Annotated in this window: 9 protein-coding genes and 3 pseudogenes; 8 read left to right on the top strand and 4 right to left on the bottom strand. The window is 33.5% G+C overall.

Annotated features, from left to right (window positions below; genetic code table 11):
• Nucleotides 1-240: 240 nt before the first annotated feature.
• Both AAHF52_RS01305 and AAHF52_RS01310 read left to right on the top strand, forming a co-directional pair.
• Nucleotides 241-7,422, top strand: a complete 7,182-nt coding sequence (locus AAHF52_RS01305; RefSeq protein ID WP_342068438.1) for a tetratricopeptide repeat protein — start codon at nucleotides 241-243, stop codon at nucleotides 7,420-7,422.
• A gap of 36 nt (nucleotides 7,423-7,458) precedes the next feature.
• The gene (locus AAHF52_RS01310; RefSeq protein ID WP_342068439.1) at nucleotides 7,459-8,025 is read left to right on the top strand and encodes a latrotoxin-related protein; all 567 of its coding nucleotides are present in this window, start codon (nucleotides 7,459-7,461) and stop codon (nucleotides 8,023-8,025) included.
• Here AAHF52_RS01310 and AAHF52_RS01315 read toward each other — a convergent pair.
• Nucleotides 8,019-8,828: pseudogene (locus AAHF52_RS01315) on the bottom strand (IS982 family transposase). The gene AAHF52_RS01310 and the pseudogene AAHF52_RS01315 sit on opposite strands and share 7 nt — an antisense overlap.
• A 97-nt stretch (nucleotides 8,829-8,925) precedes the next feature.
• On the opposite strand from AAHF52_RS01315, the pseudogene AAHF52_RS01320 reads away from it, so the two are divergent.
• Nucleotides 8,926-9,099, top strand: a pseudogene (locus AAHF52_RS01320) (transposase); the annotation flags it as partial.
• Between the two features lie 510 nt (nucleotides 9,100-9,609).
• Here AAHF52_RS01320 and AAHF52_RS01325 read toward each other — a convergent pair.
• The 3 genes from AAHF52_RS01325 to AAHF52_RS01335 form a co-directional block, all read right to left on the bottom strand.
• Complete coding sequence (locus tag AAHF52_RS01325) at nucleotides 9,610-9,879, bottom strand: hypothetical protein (protein WP_019236515.1); 270 nt, start codon at nucleotides 9,877-9,879, stop codon at nucleotides 9,610-9,612.
• A 407-nt stretch (nucleotides 9,880-10,286) separates the two neighbouring features.
• The gene (locus AAHF52_RS01330) at nucleotides 10,287-10,526 is read right to left on the bottom strand and encodes a transposase (protein WP_019236516.1); all 240 of its coding nucleotides are present in this window, start codon (nucleotides 10,524-10,526) and stop codon (nucleotides 10,287-10,289) included.
• The gene (locus AAHF52_RS01335) at nucleotides 10,513-10,749 is read right to left on the bottom strand and encodes a hypothetical protein (RefSeq protein ID WP_213863745.1); all 237 of its coding nucleotides are present in this window, start codon (nucleotides 10,747-10,749) and stop codon (nucleotides 10,513-10,515) included. The genes AAHF52_RS01330 and AAHF52_RS01335 overlap by 14 nt, the downstream gene beginning before the upstream one ends.
• A gap of 472 nt (nucleotides 10,750-11,221) precedes the next feature.
• Between AAHF52_RS01335 and AAHF52_RS01340 the strand changes: the two are divergent.
• The 5 genes and pseudogenes from AAHF52_RS01340 to AAHF52_RS01360 all read left to right on the top strand — a co-directional run bounded on the left by AAHF52_RS01340 (nucleotide 11,222) and on the right by AAHF52_RS01360 (nucleotide 20,711).
• Nucleotides 11,222-11,717 (top strand): annotated as a pseudogene (locus AAHF52_RS01340) (ankyrin repeat domain-containing protein).
• Nucleotides 11,718-11,807: 90 nt separating this feature from the next.
• Nucleotides 11,808-14,369 carry an ATP-dependent chaperone ClpB gene (gene clpB, locus AAHF52_RS01345; protein WP_052264804.1) on the top strand — a complete coding sequence of 854 codons (2,562 nt, stop codon included), beginning with the start codon at nucleotides 11,808-11,810 and terminating at the stop codon, nucleotides 14,367-14,369.
• Nucleotides 14,370-14,396: 27 nt separating this feature from the next.
• A complete protein-coding gene (locus AAHF52_RS01350; RefSeq protein ID WP_342068440.1) occupies nucleotides 14,397-19,067 on the top strand; it encodes an NAD-glutamate dehydrogenase in 4,671 nt (1,556 codons plus the stop codon).
• Between the two features lie 5 nt (nucleotides 19,068-19,072).
• The gene (locus tag AAHF52_RS01355; protein ID WP_007302915.1) at nucleotides 19,073-19,363 is read left to right on the top strand and encodes a twin-arginine translocase TatA/TatE family subunit; all 291 of its coding nucleotides are present in this window, start codon (nucleotides 19,073-19,075) and stop codon (nucleotides 19,361-19,363) included.
• Nucleotides 19,335-20,711: a PleD family two-component system response regulator gene (locus AAHF52_RS01360; RefSeq protein WP_007302914.1), complete on the top strand. Its 1,377-nt coding sequence runs from the start codon at nucleotides 19,335-19,337 to the stop codon at nucleotides 20,709-20,711. The genes AAHF52_RS01355 and AAHF52_RS01360 overlap by 29 nt, the downstream gene beginning before the upstream one ends.
• Nucleotides 20,712-20,717 lie beyond the last annotated feature (6 nt).

Consider the following 20,717-nt stretch of genomic DNA (forward strand, 5'->3'; position numbering starts at 1 on the left):
GTATCCGTACCTTCATTTAACAGAATGGCGCTAGATCAACACATTCCAAGAAAAACACTTCTCACGTCTCTTGATTTTGAGCGCTGGAAATGGTTATTTTATTGTCCCAAACTTGGGACAATAAAATAGCCTAAAGATACAATATCTATAAAAGTTACTTGTATTATCGATTTCATTTACTAATATATAATAAAATCTAATATGATCTTAAATTTAAATATAAAATAAGTAATTAACTTTATGGTGAAGGTAATAGATTATCTCAGGACAGATTCACAAGCAGTTAAGTTAGATAGGGAAGAAAAATCTTTTCAATTTAAAAATAGAATAAGACGTCAATATAACCCTAATGATATTAATATTGCCAAGTTGTTTCTTGCGATACGTGAGCATAGAACGGATAATCCTCAGCTAAATAAGATTAGTGAAATTGAAGGGTTACTTACTCAAGTAGAAAATATTAATGATATTGATCTCAATGATGGTGGTAATACACCACTACATGTTGCTGTAAGCAAAAATCATCAAGACATTGTTGAACTTCTTTTGAATGTGTCTGGTATAGACCCAAATATTAAAAATAATCAAGGTAAAACTCCACTAGATATTGCTAAGCAACAAAATAAGGGAGAGATTATTAGGACTCTAGAAGAACATTTAAAAAAATTTTCTGATCAAGTAAAAGGACTTTCTGCACAGGAGGAGGAAGTACATGAAAAGCTAAGAAAGTTTGTTGAAGATTTTGTTTTTATTTATGAACGCTCTTTATCAGAGTACTATAAGAGACTAGAAAATCAAAGAGGAAAGCAAGGTAAATGGGCTGATTTTGTTAATATGATAATATATATAGGAAAAGGTGGAACAGAACAAGGAGAAGCGGAATCAAAAGTAATTCCTCTTATTGGAATTAACATTCTTCGAGCAACAATATCCAGCATTGGTAGTAGTTATAATAGAGCAGAGCTTAAAAAGCTGATAGATCAATTGTATATATTTAAAAAGGATCCAATCAAAGTCAGGGAAGAGTTAGTAAAATCTGGTATTGAAATCTTTCAAAGTTTTGAGAGCCAATTTATACAAGTAACAGCAGAAGGAAGTTGGCGGAGAGCAATGACAAAATTAGCAGAAGATGCTGTGAATAGAGTGGTTGATTACTATAGAAAAAATACTGAAAAAGAGCTTTGTGCTTCCTCAATTACTGAGGGTATTATTTTTGGAAAATCAAAAAGATATAAACAAACCTACACTGGTGTTCCTCATATTAAGCTAGGACATACTTTAGAAAGTAAAAATTCATGGAATACTGCAGAAATATTTGATAAAGCGGGATTAGTAACGATAAAGAGCGATGGTCGTGCTGATAAATACTATAGGAGAATAGACGGAAAGAGTGATACTAGCAAATATGGCTATCGTCTTCTTTTGAAGTGGGAGTTGGAAAATAGAATAAAAAAATTCATGAAAGAATACAGTGAAGAAAATCCTCCCAGAGAAGAGTATAGGTATGTTTTAAAGTCAGATGGGAAAACAAATGAAGAATGGGAAGATGAATTATTGAATGAGATTAATAAGCAAGATCCGAAGTTAGTCGAAGAGAGGTTACTAAGCAAATTCAAAGGAGAAATGGAACAGGAAGCTGAAAAAAACTTCAATGAATTAGAGGATTATATAGGTAAGAATTTTAATGAGTTATCAGGTTACATAGAAAGTAATCAAAATGAGATTAAGGGAGTCTTTGATGAATTAATGAGTCAATATCAGGAAGCCAGTAGGCAACGTCACAAGATAGCAGATTCTATTGTAGAAGGAAGGAAAGAAAGTGAAAAAAGTTTCGAGAAAATAGATAAAAAGCTTGATAAGATATATGATGCAGTTGTAGCAAGAGAGCAAGTAAGAAAGCCTATTTGGTTTAATGTGAAAAAGCCAGTAATTTTGTTTGCTGGAAGAAGGGAAGAGTTAATTGACCTACATAATAAGATACAACTTAATTCAGAAAAAGTAACAGTAATATCACAAATAACCTCAATTAGCGGTTTAGGAGGAATAGGAAAAACTGAGTTAGCTAGACAATATGTTCAAGAATATAGTAAAGATTGTTATGACAACGTTATATGGATCAATGCTGAAAGTGAGATAGCTCTTGTTGAATCATTTACTCGATTAGCGAAGGATAAGCTAAAAATTGATACAAAAGATGCAAATGGAAAAGAAAAGGATATAAGATCTATCGTAGAAGAAGTTTACAATTTTTTTAGTAATAGTAAAAGCTTGTTTATTTTTGATGATGCCGAGAAAAGTAATTATTTGAATAAGTTTTTACCAATTCATGATTCATTACCGGGTGGTAATGGACCTTATATTTTAATTACTTCTCGTAATCGAGAGTGGGAAAGGGGGATAGAAGTTATTAATCTGAACGAATTAAAGTCAGAAGAAGCGATAGAATTTGTAAAAAAGGGCTTGATTATAGAAGATGAATCTCAAAATGAAAAGATAAAAGCTTTGGTAGAGAAATTACAACACTTTCCTTTAGCTATACAGCAAGCAATATCATATATTGAAGATCAAAGAGTTACTAGAAAATTTGATATAGATGATTACCTAAAGGAATATGAGAAAAAAGCGAAAGATTTGCTTAATTATGAAGGATTTAGAGGAATTGATAATAACTATGCAAAAACAACTTTCACAGCTTGGAAGATTACAACCGATAAGATAGCAAGCAATGAAAAGTATGGAAAATTAGCTTTAAGGATTCTTGATGTTATGTCTTATCTTGCACCTGACAATATTAGTAGAGAATTCTTTTTAGATTTGACAGGAAATAATGAAGAGGAATTAAGGTCTGCTGTTCGTTTACTTATAAAATATTCTATGGTTAATGGTGAACAAGAGCAAGGTGTGTTGAGTATTCATAAATTAGTTCAAGAAGTGACAAAAATAGCGTTAGAAGAAGAGGGTAAAAGCGAAGAAGTTATGAAAGAGACTTTCGAGCTACTCAGAGCAAGTTTCCCTTATGGTAGTGATAAACTAGAAGACTATTTAAAAAAACGAGAATTATTACCGCACTTAGAGGCATTTTTATCACGTATAGATAGTTGGTTAAAAAAGAACCCTCAAGATAAAGAAAAAATAGAAAAGGATTATCTTGAAAATTTGTTGACATGGATGAGTGATGGGTATTTTAATTTGGGTAATCCCAAAAGAGAAAAGGAGTTGCTAGAAAGGGTTTTGCCTATTTTAGAAAAGCATTACGGAGAAGATCATTTTGAAGTATTTAAAAGACTAGTAAATCTAAGCAACAGTTATCTAGTTTTAGGTGATTACCAAAGAGCAAAAGATTTGCTAGAAAGAGCTTTAAAAATTGAAAAGCAAGATTATGAAGAAGAGCGTTTTCAATTAGTTAGAACACTGGTAAATCTGAGTATCAGCTATCGAGCTTTAGATGATTATCAGACAGCGAAAGAGTTACTAGAAAGGGCCTTTCCCATTTTAGAGAATCATTATCGGGAGGATCATTCTTCATTAGCTCAAGTACTAATAAACCTGAGTATTGCTTATGGATCTTTAGGTGATTATGAAAGAGCGAAAAAGTCAATAGAAAGAGTATTCTCTATTTTAGGTGACAATTATGAAGAAGAGCACTTTGAGTCAGCTAAAATGTTAGTAAATCTTAGTATTGCTTGTAGAGGTTTTGGTGATTATCAGACAGCAAAAGAGTTACTAGAAAGGGCACTACCTATTTTAGAAAATTATTATGGAGAAGATCATTTTCAGGTAGCTATAGCTAAAACAAATCAAGGTATCACTTATATAGCTTTAGATGATTATGGAAGAGCAGAAGAGTTGCTAGAAAGAGCTTTGCCTATTTTAGAGAAGCATTATGGAGAAAATCATGTTGAAGTAGCTAAAATATTAGTAAATTTAAGTACCATCTATAGATACTTTGATAATTATCAAGGAGCAAAAGAGTTGCTAGAGAGAGCTTTACCTATTTTAGAGAAGCACTATGGGGAAGAGCATTTTGAAATAGGTATGATTCTGGAAAGTTTAGGCACTGATTATATAGCCTTAGGTGATAATCAGGAAGCAAAAGAGGTGCTAGAAAGAGCTTTATCTATTTTAGAGAAATATCATGAAAGAGATCATGTTGAAGTAAGTAAAATATTAGTAAATTTGAGTATCGCCTATAGAGGTTTAGGTGATACTCAGGGAGTAAAAAAGTTGCTAGAAAGGGCTTTACCTATTTTAGAGAAGCATTATGGAGAAAATCATTTTGAAGTAGCTATAACCTTAGAAGATTTAGCTATTGCCGATGGAGCTTTAGGTAATGTTCAGAGAGCAAAAGATTTACTAGAAAGGGCTTCTGCAATATATCAAAGGAGTAAAGTTGAAGAATGTTTGCCGAGTACGAGTTCATTAAGGAACAGAAGAGAAGCAAAAATTGGGAAATGTGAACTGTCTTGGGAAGACGTAGATGAATTCAATACAGAAAAAGATGAGAAAAGAGATTTTAGTAAAATTAAAATAGATAGTAAAAAGTTTATTGACTATATAAAAGATATACCAGAAGAAAAACGTTCTCAGCTAATTGAGCTAGCAGATAAAGTGCAAGTTAAGGGTAGGTTTAGCAATTTGGTCAATAGGCTTACCAGTAATCAGAAGGTCATGAATCATTTAAATAGAGTAAAGAAAATCTCTAGCATAACTATGCATGGAATGATAGCTAAAAATATTTTAGCTGACTTTTTAAACAGAGATTATCAAGGTGTAGCGATTAATGTTGGCTTTATTGCCGGTGGTCAAGGGTTTGCTAAAGTTGCTGAAGTTGCATCTCGTAAAGGATTAAATTTGCTCTCAGAAGAAAAGGTATTACTTGGTAGGTCTTTAAGAGTTGCATCACCTTTTCTTGCTCGAGGTACTTCTGCCTTTATTATTTATGATTTAGTAAATCAGGTAAAAGCATTTAAAAATGGTACAGAAGGAGCATTGGTTGGCGTAGTAGGAGATAGCATTTACCTGGGAGTTGACGCTGCAGAGATTGGGATTGAAGTTGCTGAAGGTTTTGAAGTATTAGAAGGAGTTTCATCTATTACTGGACCTATTGGAGCAGGAGTCGGCACTGCAGTATTTATTTACACTGATATTTATATGGCAGTAAAGAGAGTTGATAAAACTGATGAAATTATTCACTTAACTAGAGAAGAAAAATTTATTGAAGGTTTACGTGTATTTATAGGTATGCAACCTGAACAATATATAGAAGAGTTAATGGAAGAAAAACAACTTTATAACCAATTAGTTAAGCAAGGATTTGAGTATTTAAAGGAGTATAGTGATATTCAAAGCTATGTATTCCCTACTGGTAAATCAGTTGTGAATTCTTGTCGTACAGTGCCACACCAAGTAAGGCAGTGTGGTGGTGCCGGATTTGGAGAGCTATGCATGAGAAGGATTAACGTTACACTTTATACTGAAGAATGCACAACTAAATTTGAGATAGATTTAGACAGTACAGTACTGCTTGACAGAAAAAGAAATGATATAAAATGGAGCAGAGCAAGGCCGAATAATCCAAGTGGTGGAAAATTGTTTTGTTTCTCGCAGGGAAATGACGAACCTGCTCCAAATTATGGGTCATATTTATGCGAAAATGCGATTGGTTTATCTAATAACAAGATAGAAGGATATAATCTAATTAATTTAGGAGAAGGTGAAGATTATGCCAGGGGATTTAAGGATAGTCCGAACGTATTTGTAGTGAATGATGGGTCTAAAGAATATTATGGGGGAAATAAGAATGATATCTTTGTTTTACAGGGAGATCTGATAGAAGGGTCCTTGTACGGAGAAGATGGAATTGATACCTTAGATCTGACTGGATTTGCTCAAGAAGCTGTGAGTGTGAATGTGTATTTAAATACAAATATTGGCACTATTGTGTACAACAGATATGGTTATTCTGGATTTCAAATTAATTCAGTAGAAAGAGTGCTTGGTAGAAAAGCTAAGGCAGATCATATATTTAGTGCATGTGAAACTAAATTCTTGGATGGTAATGGTGGTAAGGAAGATCAACTTGATTATTTGGAAATAAAAGATAATAACTGTGTCTATGATATACAAGTAATAGTTAGAAATTACACTGAAGTAAATAATCTAGCACTCAAAGGTAACTTTAACTATATTGTACCATTTCAAAAAGGTAGTGCATCTGTTAAATTACTTGCTAATTTCGAAAATAACCATAGGTTTATATTCGACTACTTGCTTGCTGATATTCAGAGTATTGATATTAAAGATCACAATAGTATAAAGTTCGATTTTTCCTCAAAAGTTGCAAATAGTAACTTTAGTATATCTATCTCATATAACATAATGAACAATATAATCTATCAATTAAAAGACAGTGCTGAAATAAAAGTAGGTAAGGAAAGAAACTTGTATGCAATACAGAATACTAATAAAACTATTGATGAAATTATAGAAAGTTACCCAGCTATAGCAAATAAACTCAATATGACTATCGCTGTTCAAGATGGTGATGAATCTATACTTGTTGGCTATGGGAAGTGTGAGGTAATTTACAATAATCCAATCTATAACAGTCACTTAATTGGAAATGGTGGTAAAAACATATACGTAATTACTATAGCCTCAGGTGAGCAAAGATATGAACATAATATTTTTTCTATGCCACAAATAAACATCTACAATCCTGATCAAGCAAGTTCTATAGATACGTTAGATTTACGTAACGTGATAAAAATAATACAAGATGATTTGAAAATACATATTAATCTGCCAAGAATTTTTCAAGATGGAAATGATTTGCTAGTTAGGTTAGAAGCAGAAATGGGACAAAGTTTTTTATTAGAAGTGCTAACAGTAAGATTAAAAGACGGTTTGGATTGGTATGAAAATCTTCATATTATCTCAGATAGTGCGCCTATGAAAATAAGTTCTGAATTAGAATTAAAGCCACTACCTTTGATCTTTGAAAAGGATAAAGAAATTATTGTGGTAACGGGTCAAGATGTGGAGAAAGATGCTGAGCTTATCACGCCTAGAAAAGGAGGAAACAATACGTTTGTTCGTAGTAATGGTCATGATCTAATAATAACTAATGCTTTTGATTCGACTATTACTAAAGATGATTTTTGCAGTATTACACTTAGTAAATTCTATAAAACACCTAAGATGAAAACGTTATCAATAAAATTTACTGATAAAGAGATAGTGTTAAAAGATTATGAGAAAGAAATAAGTACAGCAAGAGACGTTAATGTTGTGAAAAAAGAATATAAGGATCAAGTGTACGATGATGTGTTTACAGAAGTCATGTTATCTGATCAACCTCATAGACATAGGCAGCACATTAGAAACCGTAGAATGGTGAGTAGCAGTGCAAAACCATCTTAGTGGATAAATCATTTATTTGGTTGGGTAAAAAGCTCTGTGAGTGGGTTATTAGATTCGAGAGCTGCTCTACCTGAAACTTCAGCAAATTATTCTAATACATCTGGTACTAGCCAATTTAGTAGTGAAGTTTGTATCAGTAACAATTTTGGTTTAGGATTCTTCTTATTACAAAGTTTCCTAGATAAAAAATATCCTCTTCCTAAGTTTTGTTCTGCTACTCATGAAGAAGTGCTGGCTGATACACTTAATATAATGGAAGAATTTAAAAAGACACTTAAAAAAACAGCTAAACAATCTGGTGTATCAGTGAAAGGTTTTGACTTTTTTAAAGTGTATTCAGATATAGCAGGTCATGTAAGGAACGAAAGATATTCTAAAATACCAAGTACATTATATTCAGCCGCAGAAGAAGCCTATCCGGAAAATGAGAAGTTTTTGAGTATTTTAAAAGGCAATATTGAAAAGATGTTTGATAAGCAGCAGATAGTTAATGGTGGATATCAACCTAATGACATTGCTGATAATAAACCTAGAAGCTATTTTAATAACACAACAGTGGACAAAAAGCTACAAACCCCAGTTATGGATTATCCGAGTCAATAAAGCTTAGAAATAGAGGACTTTTTCGACTGCATGGAATACGAAACTAATGTTGAAAAAGTATGTACCAAAAAATTTATGGGGGATCTGTGCCGAAGCTCAAATTTATTTTTCAAACAACCAAAAACTGTCTCAATAATCAATTTTTCTCAATAGAATCTTCTCTTTTAAAGAAATCAGTGCGTTTTTCATGCCTTTTTTCACTTGAGTGACGAGTTTTAGACCTCTATCGAAGAGTTTCTCAAAGAGGTCCTTCTTCTTTATCTCTGAACAAAAGTCCTGTCAATTTTTTAGTCAAATTTGGTGTAGGTTTTCTGTCGTCAACGCTGCCTTTAGTTAGCGTAATAACTTGAACTTCGACTATTTCATTGATTACCAGATGCAATTTAAAACCGAACATAGGTAGTCTTTCCTATATTTGCCAACTCTTTGAAAACTTTATTTTTTGCGATCCTTTTTGTGTGGCAAACAGCGATTGCAGTTGTATCAATATAGAGTGATTTTTGCTTGCTCGCAGAACCACTGCAAAAGCATTGCCAAATACCATAAAACCCTGAGTTTTAGAGCAACAAATCTATGATACGAAGGGAGTTTTGAAAACTCAGAACTGTACAATAATTTAAGATAACTCAAGTAAAAAAACTTGAAATTTTTGCACAGCGATTGTGGTAAAGTAAGATTATAGTAAGTATTTCTGGCACGGTAATTTCAGGTATTCTTTTTGTTTTTTTGCCACTTGATAGAAGCTTTTCTGAAAGTTTTTCATCAGCAATGTGACAAAAATCTTCTATAAAACAGTAAAATATCTTTCTTCATGGATAACCTCTTAATTTTTGCTAAAATACCTGAGTTTACCCTATTCCTCTCTTTATTAATTCTACTTTCTAATCCATAACTGGGGTTAATAAGATTACTGAACTTGCTAAAGGAGTTGGTGCAGAAATTTTATATCTACCTCCTTATTCTCCAGATTTTAACAAAATTGAGCATAATTGGTTTGCTATAGAAAATAGAATTAGGAAAAACATTCCTCTATTCACATCTTTTCGTCATGCTGTCGATTCTTACTTCTTATGATTTTTTTGGACTATTATGGGAAGGGCTATATTTTAACAGTTTTAAAGCTGAAATAAAGAATATAGGTGTAACCACCGAAAAAGACTTTTTCTTATCAAAAAAACACCGTAAAACCCCATCCTTCAGGGCGGGGATATAAGGCGGAAGCGGGTGTTGACACCGAATATGCACAAAAGCATAATAGATTTAGCGGCAGGGCATGCCGTGTTGTGCCTGTGGAGGGGATAGTGCATTTAGCCTCCCGATGAAGCAGGAACCCACCGAGATGATTCAGACTTCGGTCTGAACGTGGTAGGAATCCTTGCCCTTTAGGGCGGGGAGGATGTCAACACACGAAGGCACCTCCCCTTCCTTTTTAATAAAAAATATCTATATACCTATTATAATATACGTAAATGTATATTATGCAAAATATAAGCAAGGTTATGCGCTGCTTAAACTTCTCTAATTAGTGACACTCAACTATAAGAGTAGCTTGCATAGCAAAGAAGATACTAAGTATCTTCTTTTTTATAGTTTCATTAGATTTAGATCTGATGACAACTCAGATAAATCGTTCAGCCCTTCCTGGAGCTGAGACGTAATAGAATTTAATTGATCACTAAATTTTACATCCTGTTCAAAGCTCCAATCACTTTCCCTACATTTACTAATGCATGCACTACGTAGTTCGTTATTATCCTGATGACTTTTAGGACATGCGCGTATGCAATGGTAATATTGTTCATACGCTTCTTCTCTAGTATTATACGCAGCAGCACTTTTTGTATTACTTTTCATAATATTCTCCTTAATTAAAAAACTAGTATAATATTAACATGTAATTATGAATTTTATACTAAATATAGTACATCTTCTTTTCAGAACAACATAAAAAATCAAACTACCCATACCCTCTCCTAGCATTTGGTTAACCAGCAATCATTTATCGCTCTGCCGTAAGAAGTGTAGCCACTGCCAAGTATAGCCCTTCCCAGGTTTTGTTGAATGGCAAGGAATAAGGAGGAGTAATGAAAGGAATTTACGAGGCAAATTTGAAAATAGGCATACCTATATCAGTAAAGTTATTAATAAAATAGCATTTTAAAAGCACCTCTTGAGAGCGATTTACCTCAGATTTATTCTTAAAACTAAATCCAAATGTTTTTTTGAGCCTCAGGAAAAAACTCTCGATACGTGAACGTATTTCATACCTTGTCTTCTTTTTCCAGTGGGTAAGTTTTCCTTATACTAATGTTGTTGTTTCTTTCTGATAGATAATCTATATTGCTGCAGATTTTTGCATTTTTTCTTGGCTTTATGATGGGTTTCAAATTGTATTGATTGCACAACTTATATAAATTATCTGTATCATAAGTTCCATCTGCACGCAGAGACTTAATCTTATAGATATCACCCATTTCCTTTAGTATTTTAGATGCTATCATGTGAAAGAAAATTAGTATATCGAACTGCTATTGCCTTTTTGCTGTTTACGTCCAAAGCAACATATAGCTTTCTTATTTGATCTGTACCATTATACTTCCTTATCTTGGCGTTATCTTTGTTATGTTGAGTACTGTTACTATAAATATGCATTACAGTACTATCTATAGCAATTTCAATATTCTCTATGTCATTTTTATCTGTTCTGTGGTCACATAGTTTCAAATTAAGTTTGACGAGAAGCTTGTGAATACTTGGAGATTCTTCACTATACTTTGTAAATATCCTTTTATAAATCCAACTGCTTGCCTTAAGCCTATTCCAAATAGATTAACGACTATACGTACTGCAATAACAACCTTATCGCTATAAATCTCCAGGAATTTTTTCTGAACTTTCGTACCAGTTTTCTATAGCTTCATCGATAAAATGAAAGACATTTCCTCTTTTTTCTAAAAATTGATTATACTCTTTAATGATTACTGACCTTCATCTTCTTTGGCATATACTCTACACAATGTTCATTTCTTAATAAAGTAACCACTTTCTTTAGATTTTCTCCCTTTTTTCTCCCATCTCTACTCGCTATGCAACAAAGCCAACTCAGGTTACCTTACTATGTTGTCATCATCTTTGAGTAAGTAATGTTAATAAAAAATGAGTAAATGATCTATTTAATATTAAAAAGATGTTGAATATGGATAAATTGAGTCAAGATACAAAAAAAAAAGCTGCATTTTTGGTGGCTTATAACATTAATAGTATGTATTATTGCTACCTATTACTACATGAAGTCAAAAGCTGCAGATAATTATAAAACGATATTACGCATTGCTTCTCAAAATTGTAACTTAGAAACTGTAAAATTCTCAGTAAAAAATTTATTAGATACTGATACACACATGCCTAAGTTAACTGCGTTACATTATGCTGCAGAAGGGGATATTTAGAGATAGTTAGGTTTTTAATAGATGAGGGAGTTAACGTAAACATTATTAACAAGTATGTAAGCACAGCACTACATAATGTTGCATATTATGGTGATTTAAGGATTATCAAATTTTTGCTAGAAAAAGGCGCTAATCCTAACATTATAAACGATGATGGAAAAACCTAGAAATGTAGCTGTGTTAAGGTCAAGGCATAACAAAGATAAGCCCTACGATCAAATATTCAACCACTATGGATTTTAATCCATAGTGGTTGAATGCTGAATGACTTTAAGTTTAAAATTGAGAAAGTAGTTGTTATATATATCAGCAAGTATGAGTTAAATTTGTATTATGGACTTGAATAAATTTACCGAAAAAGCAAAAAGCCTAATCCAGAGCGCTCAAATGAAAGCATTGGGAGCTGGGCATCAGATTTTTATGCCTGAACATTTACTTAAAGTAATGCTTGAAGATGAGTCAGGTTTAGTTCAGGATTTGATAGGCACCTGTGATGGAAATGTTCAGAATATTTCTGATGCTGTGAGTAGTACAATTAAAAAGTTTCCAGTGGTTGGAGGACCAGGTAGTGTTGGACTTCAGCTTTCAAGAGAGGTAGCAAAAGTTTTTGATGATTCAATTGGTATTGCGAGGAGAAATAAAGACACATTTGTTACTGTTGAGCGGTTGTTGCAGGGCCTTGCTGCACAAAAAGATGAAATTGTAGGTAAAATTTTAGCAGAAGGTGGTGTAACACCGCAAAAATTAAATTCAGTTATTGCAGAAATGAGAAAAGGTGGCAGTGCAGACTCTCCAAATAGCGAGGAAAAATTAAATGCGGCAAAGAGGTATACAAAAGATATTACAGAGCTTGCTATGCAAGGTAAGCTTGATCCTGTAATTGGTCGTGATGAGGAAATCAGAAGAACTATGCAGGTATCGTTGAGGCGAACAAAAAATAATCCAGTACTGATAGGTGAACCTGGTGTTGGAAAAACTGCAATAGTTGAAGGTTTAGCAAACAGAATTGTTGCAAATGATGTACCACTTGGTTTGCGTGATGCAAAAGTTTTAGCTTTGGATCTTGGTGCATTAATTGCTGGAACAAAATTTAGAGGGGAGTTTGAAGAGAGACTAAAAGCAGTGATTAATGAGATTTTAAAAGCAGAGGGCAAAGTTATTTTGTTTATAGATGAGCTTCATACTTTAGTGGGAGCAGGAGCGACAAGTGGTGCGATGGATGCTTCAAATTTGCTCAAGCCTGCTCTTGCGCGTGGAGAAATTCGCTGTATAGGGGCTACAACTTTGGATGAGTATCGTCAACATATAGAGAAAGACCCTGCGCTTGCAAGGCGTTTTCAGCCTGTGTTTATTTCTCAACCGACTGAGACTGATACTATTTCAATACTGAGGGGTTTGAAGGAGAGGTATGAGGTGCACCATGGTATTAGAATCACAGATGGTGCAATAATCGCTGCTGCAACGCTTTCTAATAGATATATAACAGATAGGTTTTTACCTGATAAAGCGATCGATTTAATTGATGAAGCAGCAAGTAGGGTTAGAATTGAAATGGACAGCAAGCCTGAGGTTGTTGATGAGCTTGAAAGAAAGATTATACAGCTGAAAATTGAGTCAGAGGCTTTGAAAAAAGAAAGTGATGAAAACTCTAAGCAACGTTTAAAAAAGATAAATGAGGAAATTGAGAGTCTAAACAGTAAATTTGCTGACTTAAGCAGTAAATGGCAGATGGAAAAGAATAAAATAGCTAAAATACAAGAAACTGCTGAAAAATTGGATAATGCGAGGAAAGAGCTAGAATTGGCTCAGCGGAATGGAAATTTAGGAAGGGCAGGGGAATTGATGTATGGTGTGATTCCTCAACTTGAAAATGAGTTAAAAAATCAGGAAAAAGTTACTGATAGTTTCCTAAAGAAAGAAGTTACTGAGAGTGATATTGCAAATATTGTTTCAAAATGGACAGGCATTCCAGTTGATAACATGATGCATAGTGAAAAGGAAAAGCTCCTTAACATGGAAAATGAAATAGGAAAAAGAGTAATAGGGCAGAGAGATGCAATTGAAGCGATAAGTAATGCAGTAAGGCGCTCCCGTTCTGGTGTTCAGGATACTAATCGACCTTTTGGTTCATTTTTATTCTTAGGTCCAACCGGAGTTGGAAAAACAGAGTTAGCAAAATCTCTTGCCGAATTTTTGTTTGATGATCAATCAGCACTTCTACGCTTTGATATGTCAGAGTATATGGAAAAACACTCCGTTTCAAAGTTAATTGGTGCGCCTCCAGGATATGTTGGTTATGAACAAGGTGGCAGATTAACCGAAGCAGTAAGGAGAAGACCATATCAGGTAATTTTGTTTGATGAGATAGAAAAGGCAAATCCAGATATATTTAATATACTACTGCAGATTTTGGATGAAGGTAGACTAACCGATAGCCATGGCAAATTAATTGATTTTCGTAATACCATACTAATTTTAACTTCTAACCTTGGAGCTGAGATGATGCTAAGAGGAGCTACCGAATCTGTGAAAGATGAGGTGATGAAAATAGTTAAGTCAGCGTTTCGTCCAGAATTTTTAAATAGACTGGATGAAATTATTATATTCCACAGCTTAACCAAAGATGACATTGATAAAATTATAGATGTTCAATTCTCTTATTTACAAAAGATGCTTGCTAAGCGTAAACTGAGTATTAGTTTATCGCAAGAAGCTAAAGAACTAATAGCACAAACTGGATATGACCCTGAATATGGAGCGCGGCCTCTGAAAAGGGTAATACAAGAATGCATTCAAAATAATCTAGCTAAGTTAGTTTTATCTGGGGAAATAGTAGAAGGAGATGAGCTAATAGTGTATACTTCTGGTAACGAAATCTTAGTTAAAAAGATCTAGATTCGCTGTGTATTTTTGTTTTGAAAAATGTGTATAAATCATAATGTTAATGTTGAGTCTTTATTTAAGCTAGTTGATCAAGGGAATAAAAAAGAGAAAGAAAAAATTAAAGAGTTTATACAGTACTTTTATAATTTTGTTTATAATAGTGACCTAAAAGTCAACGATAAATTTCTTTTATACATTGCAGAAGATGCATACAACTTCATTCTTAAAAAAGAAAAAGAAGAAAGTAAATTGGCAGTAAGTAATGTAAATGATATTTCAGGAATAGAAGGCAATTTCACTATAATTAAAATCACAAATTATGACATGCCCTTTTTAGTGGATTCTGTCATTTCCACTATTAAGTCAAACGGTTTAACTATATGCTATTATAGTAACAGCATAATTAATGTTCAAAGAAAAAATAGCCTAATAGATAAAATTCATCTTTTAGAAGAAAGTAATGGAATCAAAGAGTCAGTAATATATGTAATTATTAAAGGCATAAGCGGTAGCTTTGTTGATACACTAGAAGAATCTCTACGAAAGACGCTAAAAGCAGTTAACTGCGTTGTAAAGGACTGGCAATTGATGCTCAAGAAGCTTCTTGAGCATCCGGCATTGGATGCTGGAGGCAGAGATTTTCTAGCTTGGTTGAAAAATAACAATTTTGTATTTTTAGGTTATCAAGAATACATTACTAATAAAGAAGGGAAGCTTGCTCTAAGTGGTAAGGAGAGCCTCGGGTTAATGAGAGCAAGTGAAGAGTACCAAAATTCATCAATTTTTTCTGAAAGCTTGAATTCTTTATACATACTAAGATCAGACCTAATCTCAATAGTTCATCGGCGTACCTATATGAATTGTATAGGAGTGAAAGAATTTAATGATCAGGGTGATGTAATAAGGGAACAGCATTTTTTTGGGCTATTTACTTCTATAGCAGAAGTGCAAGATATTCGAACTATTCCGGTAATAAAGGATAAGGTTACAACAATAGAAAAAAAGGCAGGATTTGTTCCTGGTGGCCATAACAATAAAGCTTTAATTTCCATTTTACAGGCATTTTCTTGTGACGAATTATTCCAATCAAATGAAGACGAGTTATTTGAAATTTGCACCTCGATCATGTCTCTTGCGATTAGACCAAGAGTCAAATTATTTTTGAGAAAGGTAGGGAACTTTATTAGTTGCATAGTATTGATACCGATGCGTTATGCTAGTGCAAGACTAATGTTTAAGATACGCGATATATTGAAAGATGAAACGAATGCAGAAAGTTCAGATATTTATAACAATCACATTATCAATGAATATGATTTGATGAAATTACACGTGGTGCTAAGAACCAAAAGCGCTAGCATTTTTGATGATGAAGTTTTGCGTATCGAAAACAAGTTAAGAAACATTACAGAAAAGTGGGAAGATCGTTTTATAGACAATTTATATAATACTTTTAGCACTGTTGAGGATATATTTATCCGCTATTGCAAGGCATTTCCGATAAGTTATCAAGAGAATTTTGAACCTCATGATGCGTATTATGATATGAAAAAATTGGAGATAGTGAGAAAGAAAAAAGTCAGCGAAGTTGATTTGAGGCTTACTCGTGACAATCTCAACTATCAATTGAAGGTTTACACTCCAAGCAACGGAGGCCTTGAATTGTCAAAGATATTAAAGGTTACTAAGAATTTAGGGGCTAAGATTCTATCTCATAATGGTTATTATATAGAAATCAACGGTGGAATATGGATACATCATTTTGTGTTGTCAAGAGTTGATGAATTAATAGACAACATTACTTTAAAAGAGCAGTTTGAGGTAACACTTGTAAAAGTGTTCAGCAAGGAAATAAAAAATGACTATTTTAACAGCTTGATCATTATTGCTGGGCTCGAGTGGAAGGAAGTGCTTCTGATTAGAGCGCTAAGCGCCTACCTAAAGCAGACATCATTTAGCTATAACCCAGAATATATCCAGAAAGTAGTATCAGAGTATCCAAAAGTAGTAAGGTATTTAGTAGAATTATTTCATTCAAGATTTGATACTAAAATAGATATTGATAGGGCAGAAACTACTAGCATTTTGATAGAAAAAATTGAAGAACTACTAAAAGAGATCAGCAACGTTTCACATGATTACGTTTTGCGTTCGATATTTAACTTGATAATGGCAATTTTGAGAACCAGTTATTATCAAGATGATAAGCCATACTTATCTATCAAATTTGATTCAAGTAAAATAAATGGTTTACCTGACCCGCGCCCATACCGTGAATTGTATGTTTATTCAAACCTTTTTGAGGGAATACATCTAAGAGGAGGGAAGTTGGCTCGTGGTGGTTTGAGATGGTCGGATAGAACGGAAGATTTTCGCACTGAAGTTTTGGGACTCATGAAAGCCCAGATGACAAAAAATGCGGTCATTGTACCTGTTGGCGCAAAGGGTGGGTTTGTAATAAAGCAAGTTTATAAAGACAAAAACATTTTAAGGGAGAAAGGTGTTGAATGCTATAAGAATTTCATCAGAGGAATGCTTGATATTACTGATAATGTAGTTGATGGCAAAATAACTCCACCAGAAAATGTGATTAGGTATGACGAAGATGATCCATATTTGGTAGTTGCAGCAGATAAAGGCACTGCTTCATTTTCTGATTATGCAAACGAAATATCCTCTGAATGTAACTTTTGGCTCGAAGATGCATTTGCATCTGGTGGATCAGCAGGTTATGACCACAAAAAGATGGGTATTACAGCAAGAGGTGCATGGATTGCAGCACAACGCCATTTTTGGAGAATGAATAAGGATATTTACCAGGATACAACTGTTATTGGAATTGGAGATATGGCTGGCGATCTATTTGGGAACGGCATGCTGCTTTCAAGAAATATGAGTTTAATTGGAGCATTTAATCATATGCATATTTTTGTTGATCCAAATCCTGATGCGGAAAAGAGTTTCGTGGAGCGTAAACGGCTCTTTGAATTACCGTTTTCCACTTGGATGGATTACAATAGAGATTTGATTTCTCATGGTGGCGGGGTATTTGAACGTAGTAGCAAACAAGTAGAAATTTCTCAAGAAATGAAAAAGTGCTTTGATATAACGGAAGATACATTATCTCCAAATGATTTTATTCGATATTTGCTCAAGGCAAAAGTGGATTTCATATGGAATGGAGGAATTGGCACCTTTGTTAAGGCAAAAAGTGAAAGCCATGGCATGGTTGGCGATAAAGCAAATGATGAATTAAGAGTAAACGGTCATGATATTAGAGCTTCTATGTTTATAGAGGGTGGCAACCTTGGTTGCACGCAGCTTGGAAGGGTAGAATACGCTAAAATAGGTGGGTATATCAATGCAGATTTTATTGATAATTCAGCAGGAGTAATATGTTCTGATCTTGAAGTTAACATCAAGATTGCTTTTGTTGCAATTATGAAAGAAGGGGGAATTTCCTTGGAAAAAAGGAATGAAATACTGGCTAGCATGATAGATGAAGTTGCATCTAAGGTACTTGAAAACCATAACAGGATTGAAACAAAAGCATTGCTTCTTGAGTGCTTGCAAGCTAAAGAAAAGTTGGAGCAGCACCATAAATTATTACTCAGTTTAGAGAAATTTGGGCTGCTAAACCGAGATGTAGAATTTCTTCCAGCTGAAGAAGAGGTAGCAAGAATGTTAACTGATGGAGAAGGTTTCTGTTCTCCTCAGCTTTCTGTTCTGATGTCTTATGCAAGAACAGCAATAAAAAATGAAGTTATACACTCTGAGCTACCTGAAAAAGATTTTTTGTGCCGTGATTACTTACTAAATTACTTTCCACAAAGGATGGTAACAGAGTTCAAGGATTCCATATTGAAACACCAACTTTGTAGGGAAATTATTTCTACTTGCATTACAAACGATGTAGTAAATAGGATGGGCTGTATATTTATTAATAATTTGGTTGAGAGTACTGGAATTAAAGTACATGAAGCAGTTAACATATATATCGTTGTTAATCACCTATATAATTTAAGTAGCCTTTGGCAGAAAATTGATGAATTGGATGGAAAAATTGATGTTGATTCATATTTGCAAGTAGTGAGAAGTGTGCAAAAATTTATTGGTAGGGTATCATTTTGGTTAGTAAAAAATCTTGGTAAGCTTAATCTTGTAGAACTAGATGGTGTTACAAAATTTAGGGGTGCAATTGAAACTTTAGGCCATGATATTTTAGATGATCGCCTGTTAAAGATCTATAATCATGGATTAACCTCTTTGGTAGAGCTTAACATAAATAAAGATCTAGCAAAAAAGGTTGCTGATTTACGTATTCTTATTTATGCGCTGGACGTTATATCTATTGATGAACAGACATCTTTATCAATCTTTGAAGCTGGTAGAATATACTTTAAATTAAAGTCGCTGCTAAGGTTTGATATGATTAGAACAATTGCTGTCAAGATTAAAAGCCATTCTTCTTATTGGGATCGCAGCTTAATTAATGATTTATTAGATGATTTAAGCAATTATCATCATAAGCTAGCTGTTAAAGTTATAAAAGCTACTGATAATCATATAGATAAGGTTCAAACTTGGGCTCTTAATGATAAGGATTATATAGAGCGTTACAATAGCTTTTTAGATGAGATGGTTGCTTCTAAACTTGATTTAAGTAAATTAATACTCATAATCAGGAGAATTAAAGTACTTGCTTCATAGGAAAAATGTTTAATATAGGTCTTTCAGAAATTTTAGTTGTAGCTTTAGTGAGTATAATTGTTTTTGATAAAAGTAAAGTACCTGTATTTCTTAATCTTATTAAAAATATATATAGGTATTTCTGGGTTGTAAAATCAAGAGTTAGGAAATTGTTGAAGGATACCGGAATTAAAGAATTATATGAAGGGCATAACGTTGAAAAAGTCAATTACATAATTGGTGAAGATGGCAAGCTTTATCCTACTTACAATGTAGATAGTACAAAAAATGACAGCAAAAATCCTAGTAGTAGATGATATACCATCTAATGTTAAGCTTTTGGAGGCTCAGCTAAAAGCAGAGTACTATACAGTTATTGTAGCTTATGATGGCGAGGAGGCGATAGATTTAGTAGCGGAACAGCAGCCAGATATTATCTTACTTGATGTCATGATGCCAAAAATGAGTGGTTTTGAGGTTTGTAAGAAGCTAAAGAATGATCCCTTAACGACTTATATTCCAATCATTATGGTAACTGCGCTGCATGACACTCATGATAGAGTGGAAGGAATTAATGCTGGTGCGGATGACTTTCTAACTAAGCCGATAGATGAAACTGCTTTATCTGCAAGAATTAAGTCTCTTGTGCGCTTAAAGATGATAATAGATGAGTTGTGCTTGAGAGGAGAAACTAATGCTGAGATTGGTGGAGTAGCAGAAAGCAGTATTATGGATTATTCTAATCAGATTTTTGATGCTAACATACTTGTTGTAGATGAGGACACCTTTCAAGCAGAGCAGATACACAATGTTCTAAAGCAACGCTTCAGATCAATTAAAATACTGCACGATCCAAAAGAAGCATTAAAGGTTGGTATTAAGGATAATTACGACCTGATTATTTCTGACATGCAGTTTTCAAAAACTGACGGCCTACGGTTGTGTTCTAAGTTTCGTAGTAAAGTAGAAACACGTTATACACCAATTCTGATCCTTTCTGAAGATTATGATAAAAGCAATTTAGTAAAGGCACTTGATGTAGGTGCTAATGATTATTTAACAGTACCTTTAGATGAGAGTGAATTAATAGCTAGGGTTAATTTGCAAGTGAAACGCAAAAGGTATCAAGATGCCTTGAGAATGAATTTATTTAATAATGTAGAAATGTCTATAAAGGATCCATTAACTAACTGTTATAATAGAAGATATTTTGATGCACACTTAAGAAATATTGTTAAGGATTCTGTGGAAAAAGATAGAAGTTTATCTCTTATGATACTTGATATAGATTATTTTAAGATGGTGAATGATAACTTTGGGCATAATGCTGGAGATGAACTTTTAAAGGAAATACAGAAAAGAATTTCTGAAAATATCAGAGTGACAGATTTATTAGCTAGGTTTGGTGGTGAGGAATTTGTTGTTGTAATGCCAGATACCAATGTATCAGATGCGTATACTATTGCAGAGAGAATAAGGAAAATTATTGCCAAAGAACCTTTTATACTTGTGGGTAAAAATACAACCCATAATGTAACTGTGAGCATTGGAATTTCAGCAATGCAAAGATCTGACCTTGATGATGTTAAAAAATTTATAGTACGTGCTGACAAATATTTATATAAAGCAAAAAACAGTGGTAGAAATAGAGTGGTTACTGGTTGAAGTTCT

Origin of the sequence: Wolbachia endosymbiont (group B) of Melanargia galathea (genome assembly GCF_964030625.1) — a bacterium.
In the GTDB taxonomy this organism is placed as follows: Bacteria; Pseudomonadota; Alphaproteobacteria; order Rickettsiales; family Anaplasmataceae; genus Wolbachia.

Excerpts from the sequence above, each read along its gene's own strand:
- AAHF52_RS01305 (WP_342068438.1), top strand. The coding sequence starts at position 241 with ATGGTGAAGGTAATAGATTATCTCAGGACAGATTCACAAGCAGTTAAG.
- AAHF52_RS01325 (WP_019236515.1), bottom strand. The coding sequence starts at position 9,879 with ATGAAAAGTAATACAAAAAGTGCTGCTGCGTATAATACTAGAGAAGAA.
- AAHF52_RS01330 (WP_019236516.1), bottom strand. The coding sequence starts at position 10,526 with ATGATAGCATCTAAAATACTAAAGGAAATGGGTGATATCTATAAGATT.
- clpB (WP_052264804.1), top strand. The coding sequence starts at position 11,808 with ATGGACTTGAATAAATTTACCGAAAAAGCAAAAAGCCTAATCCAGAGC.
- AAHF52_RS01350 (WP_342068440.1), top strand. The coding sequence starts at position 14,397 with ATGTGTATAAATCATAATGTTAATGTTGAGTCTTTATTTAAGCTAGTT.
- AAHF52_RS01355 (WP_007302915.1), top strand. The coding sequence starts at position 19,073 with ATGTTTAATATAGGTCTTTCAGAAATTTTAGTTGTAGCTTTAGTGAGT.
- AAHF52_RS01360 (WP_007302914.1), top strand. The coding sequence starts at position 19,335 with ATGACAGCAAAAATCCTAGTAGTAGATGATATACCATCTAATGTTAAG.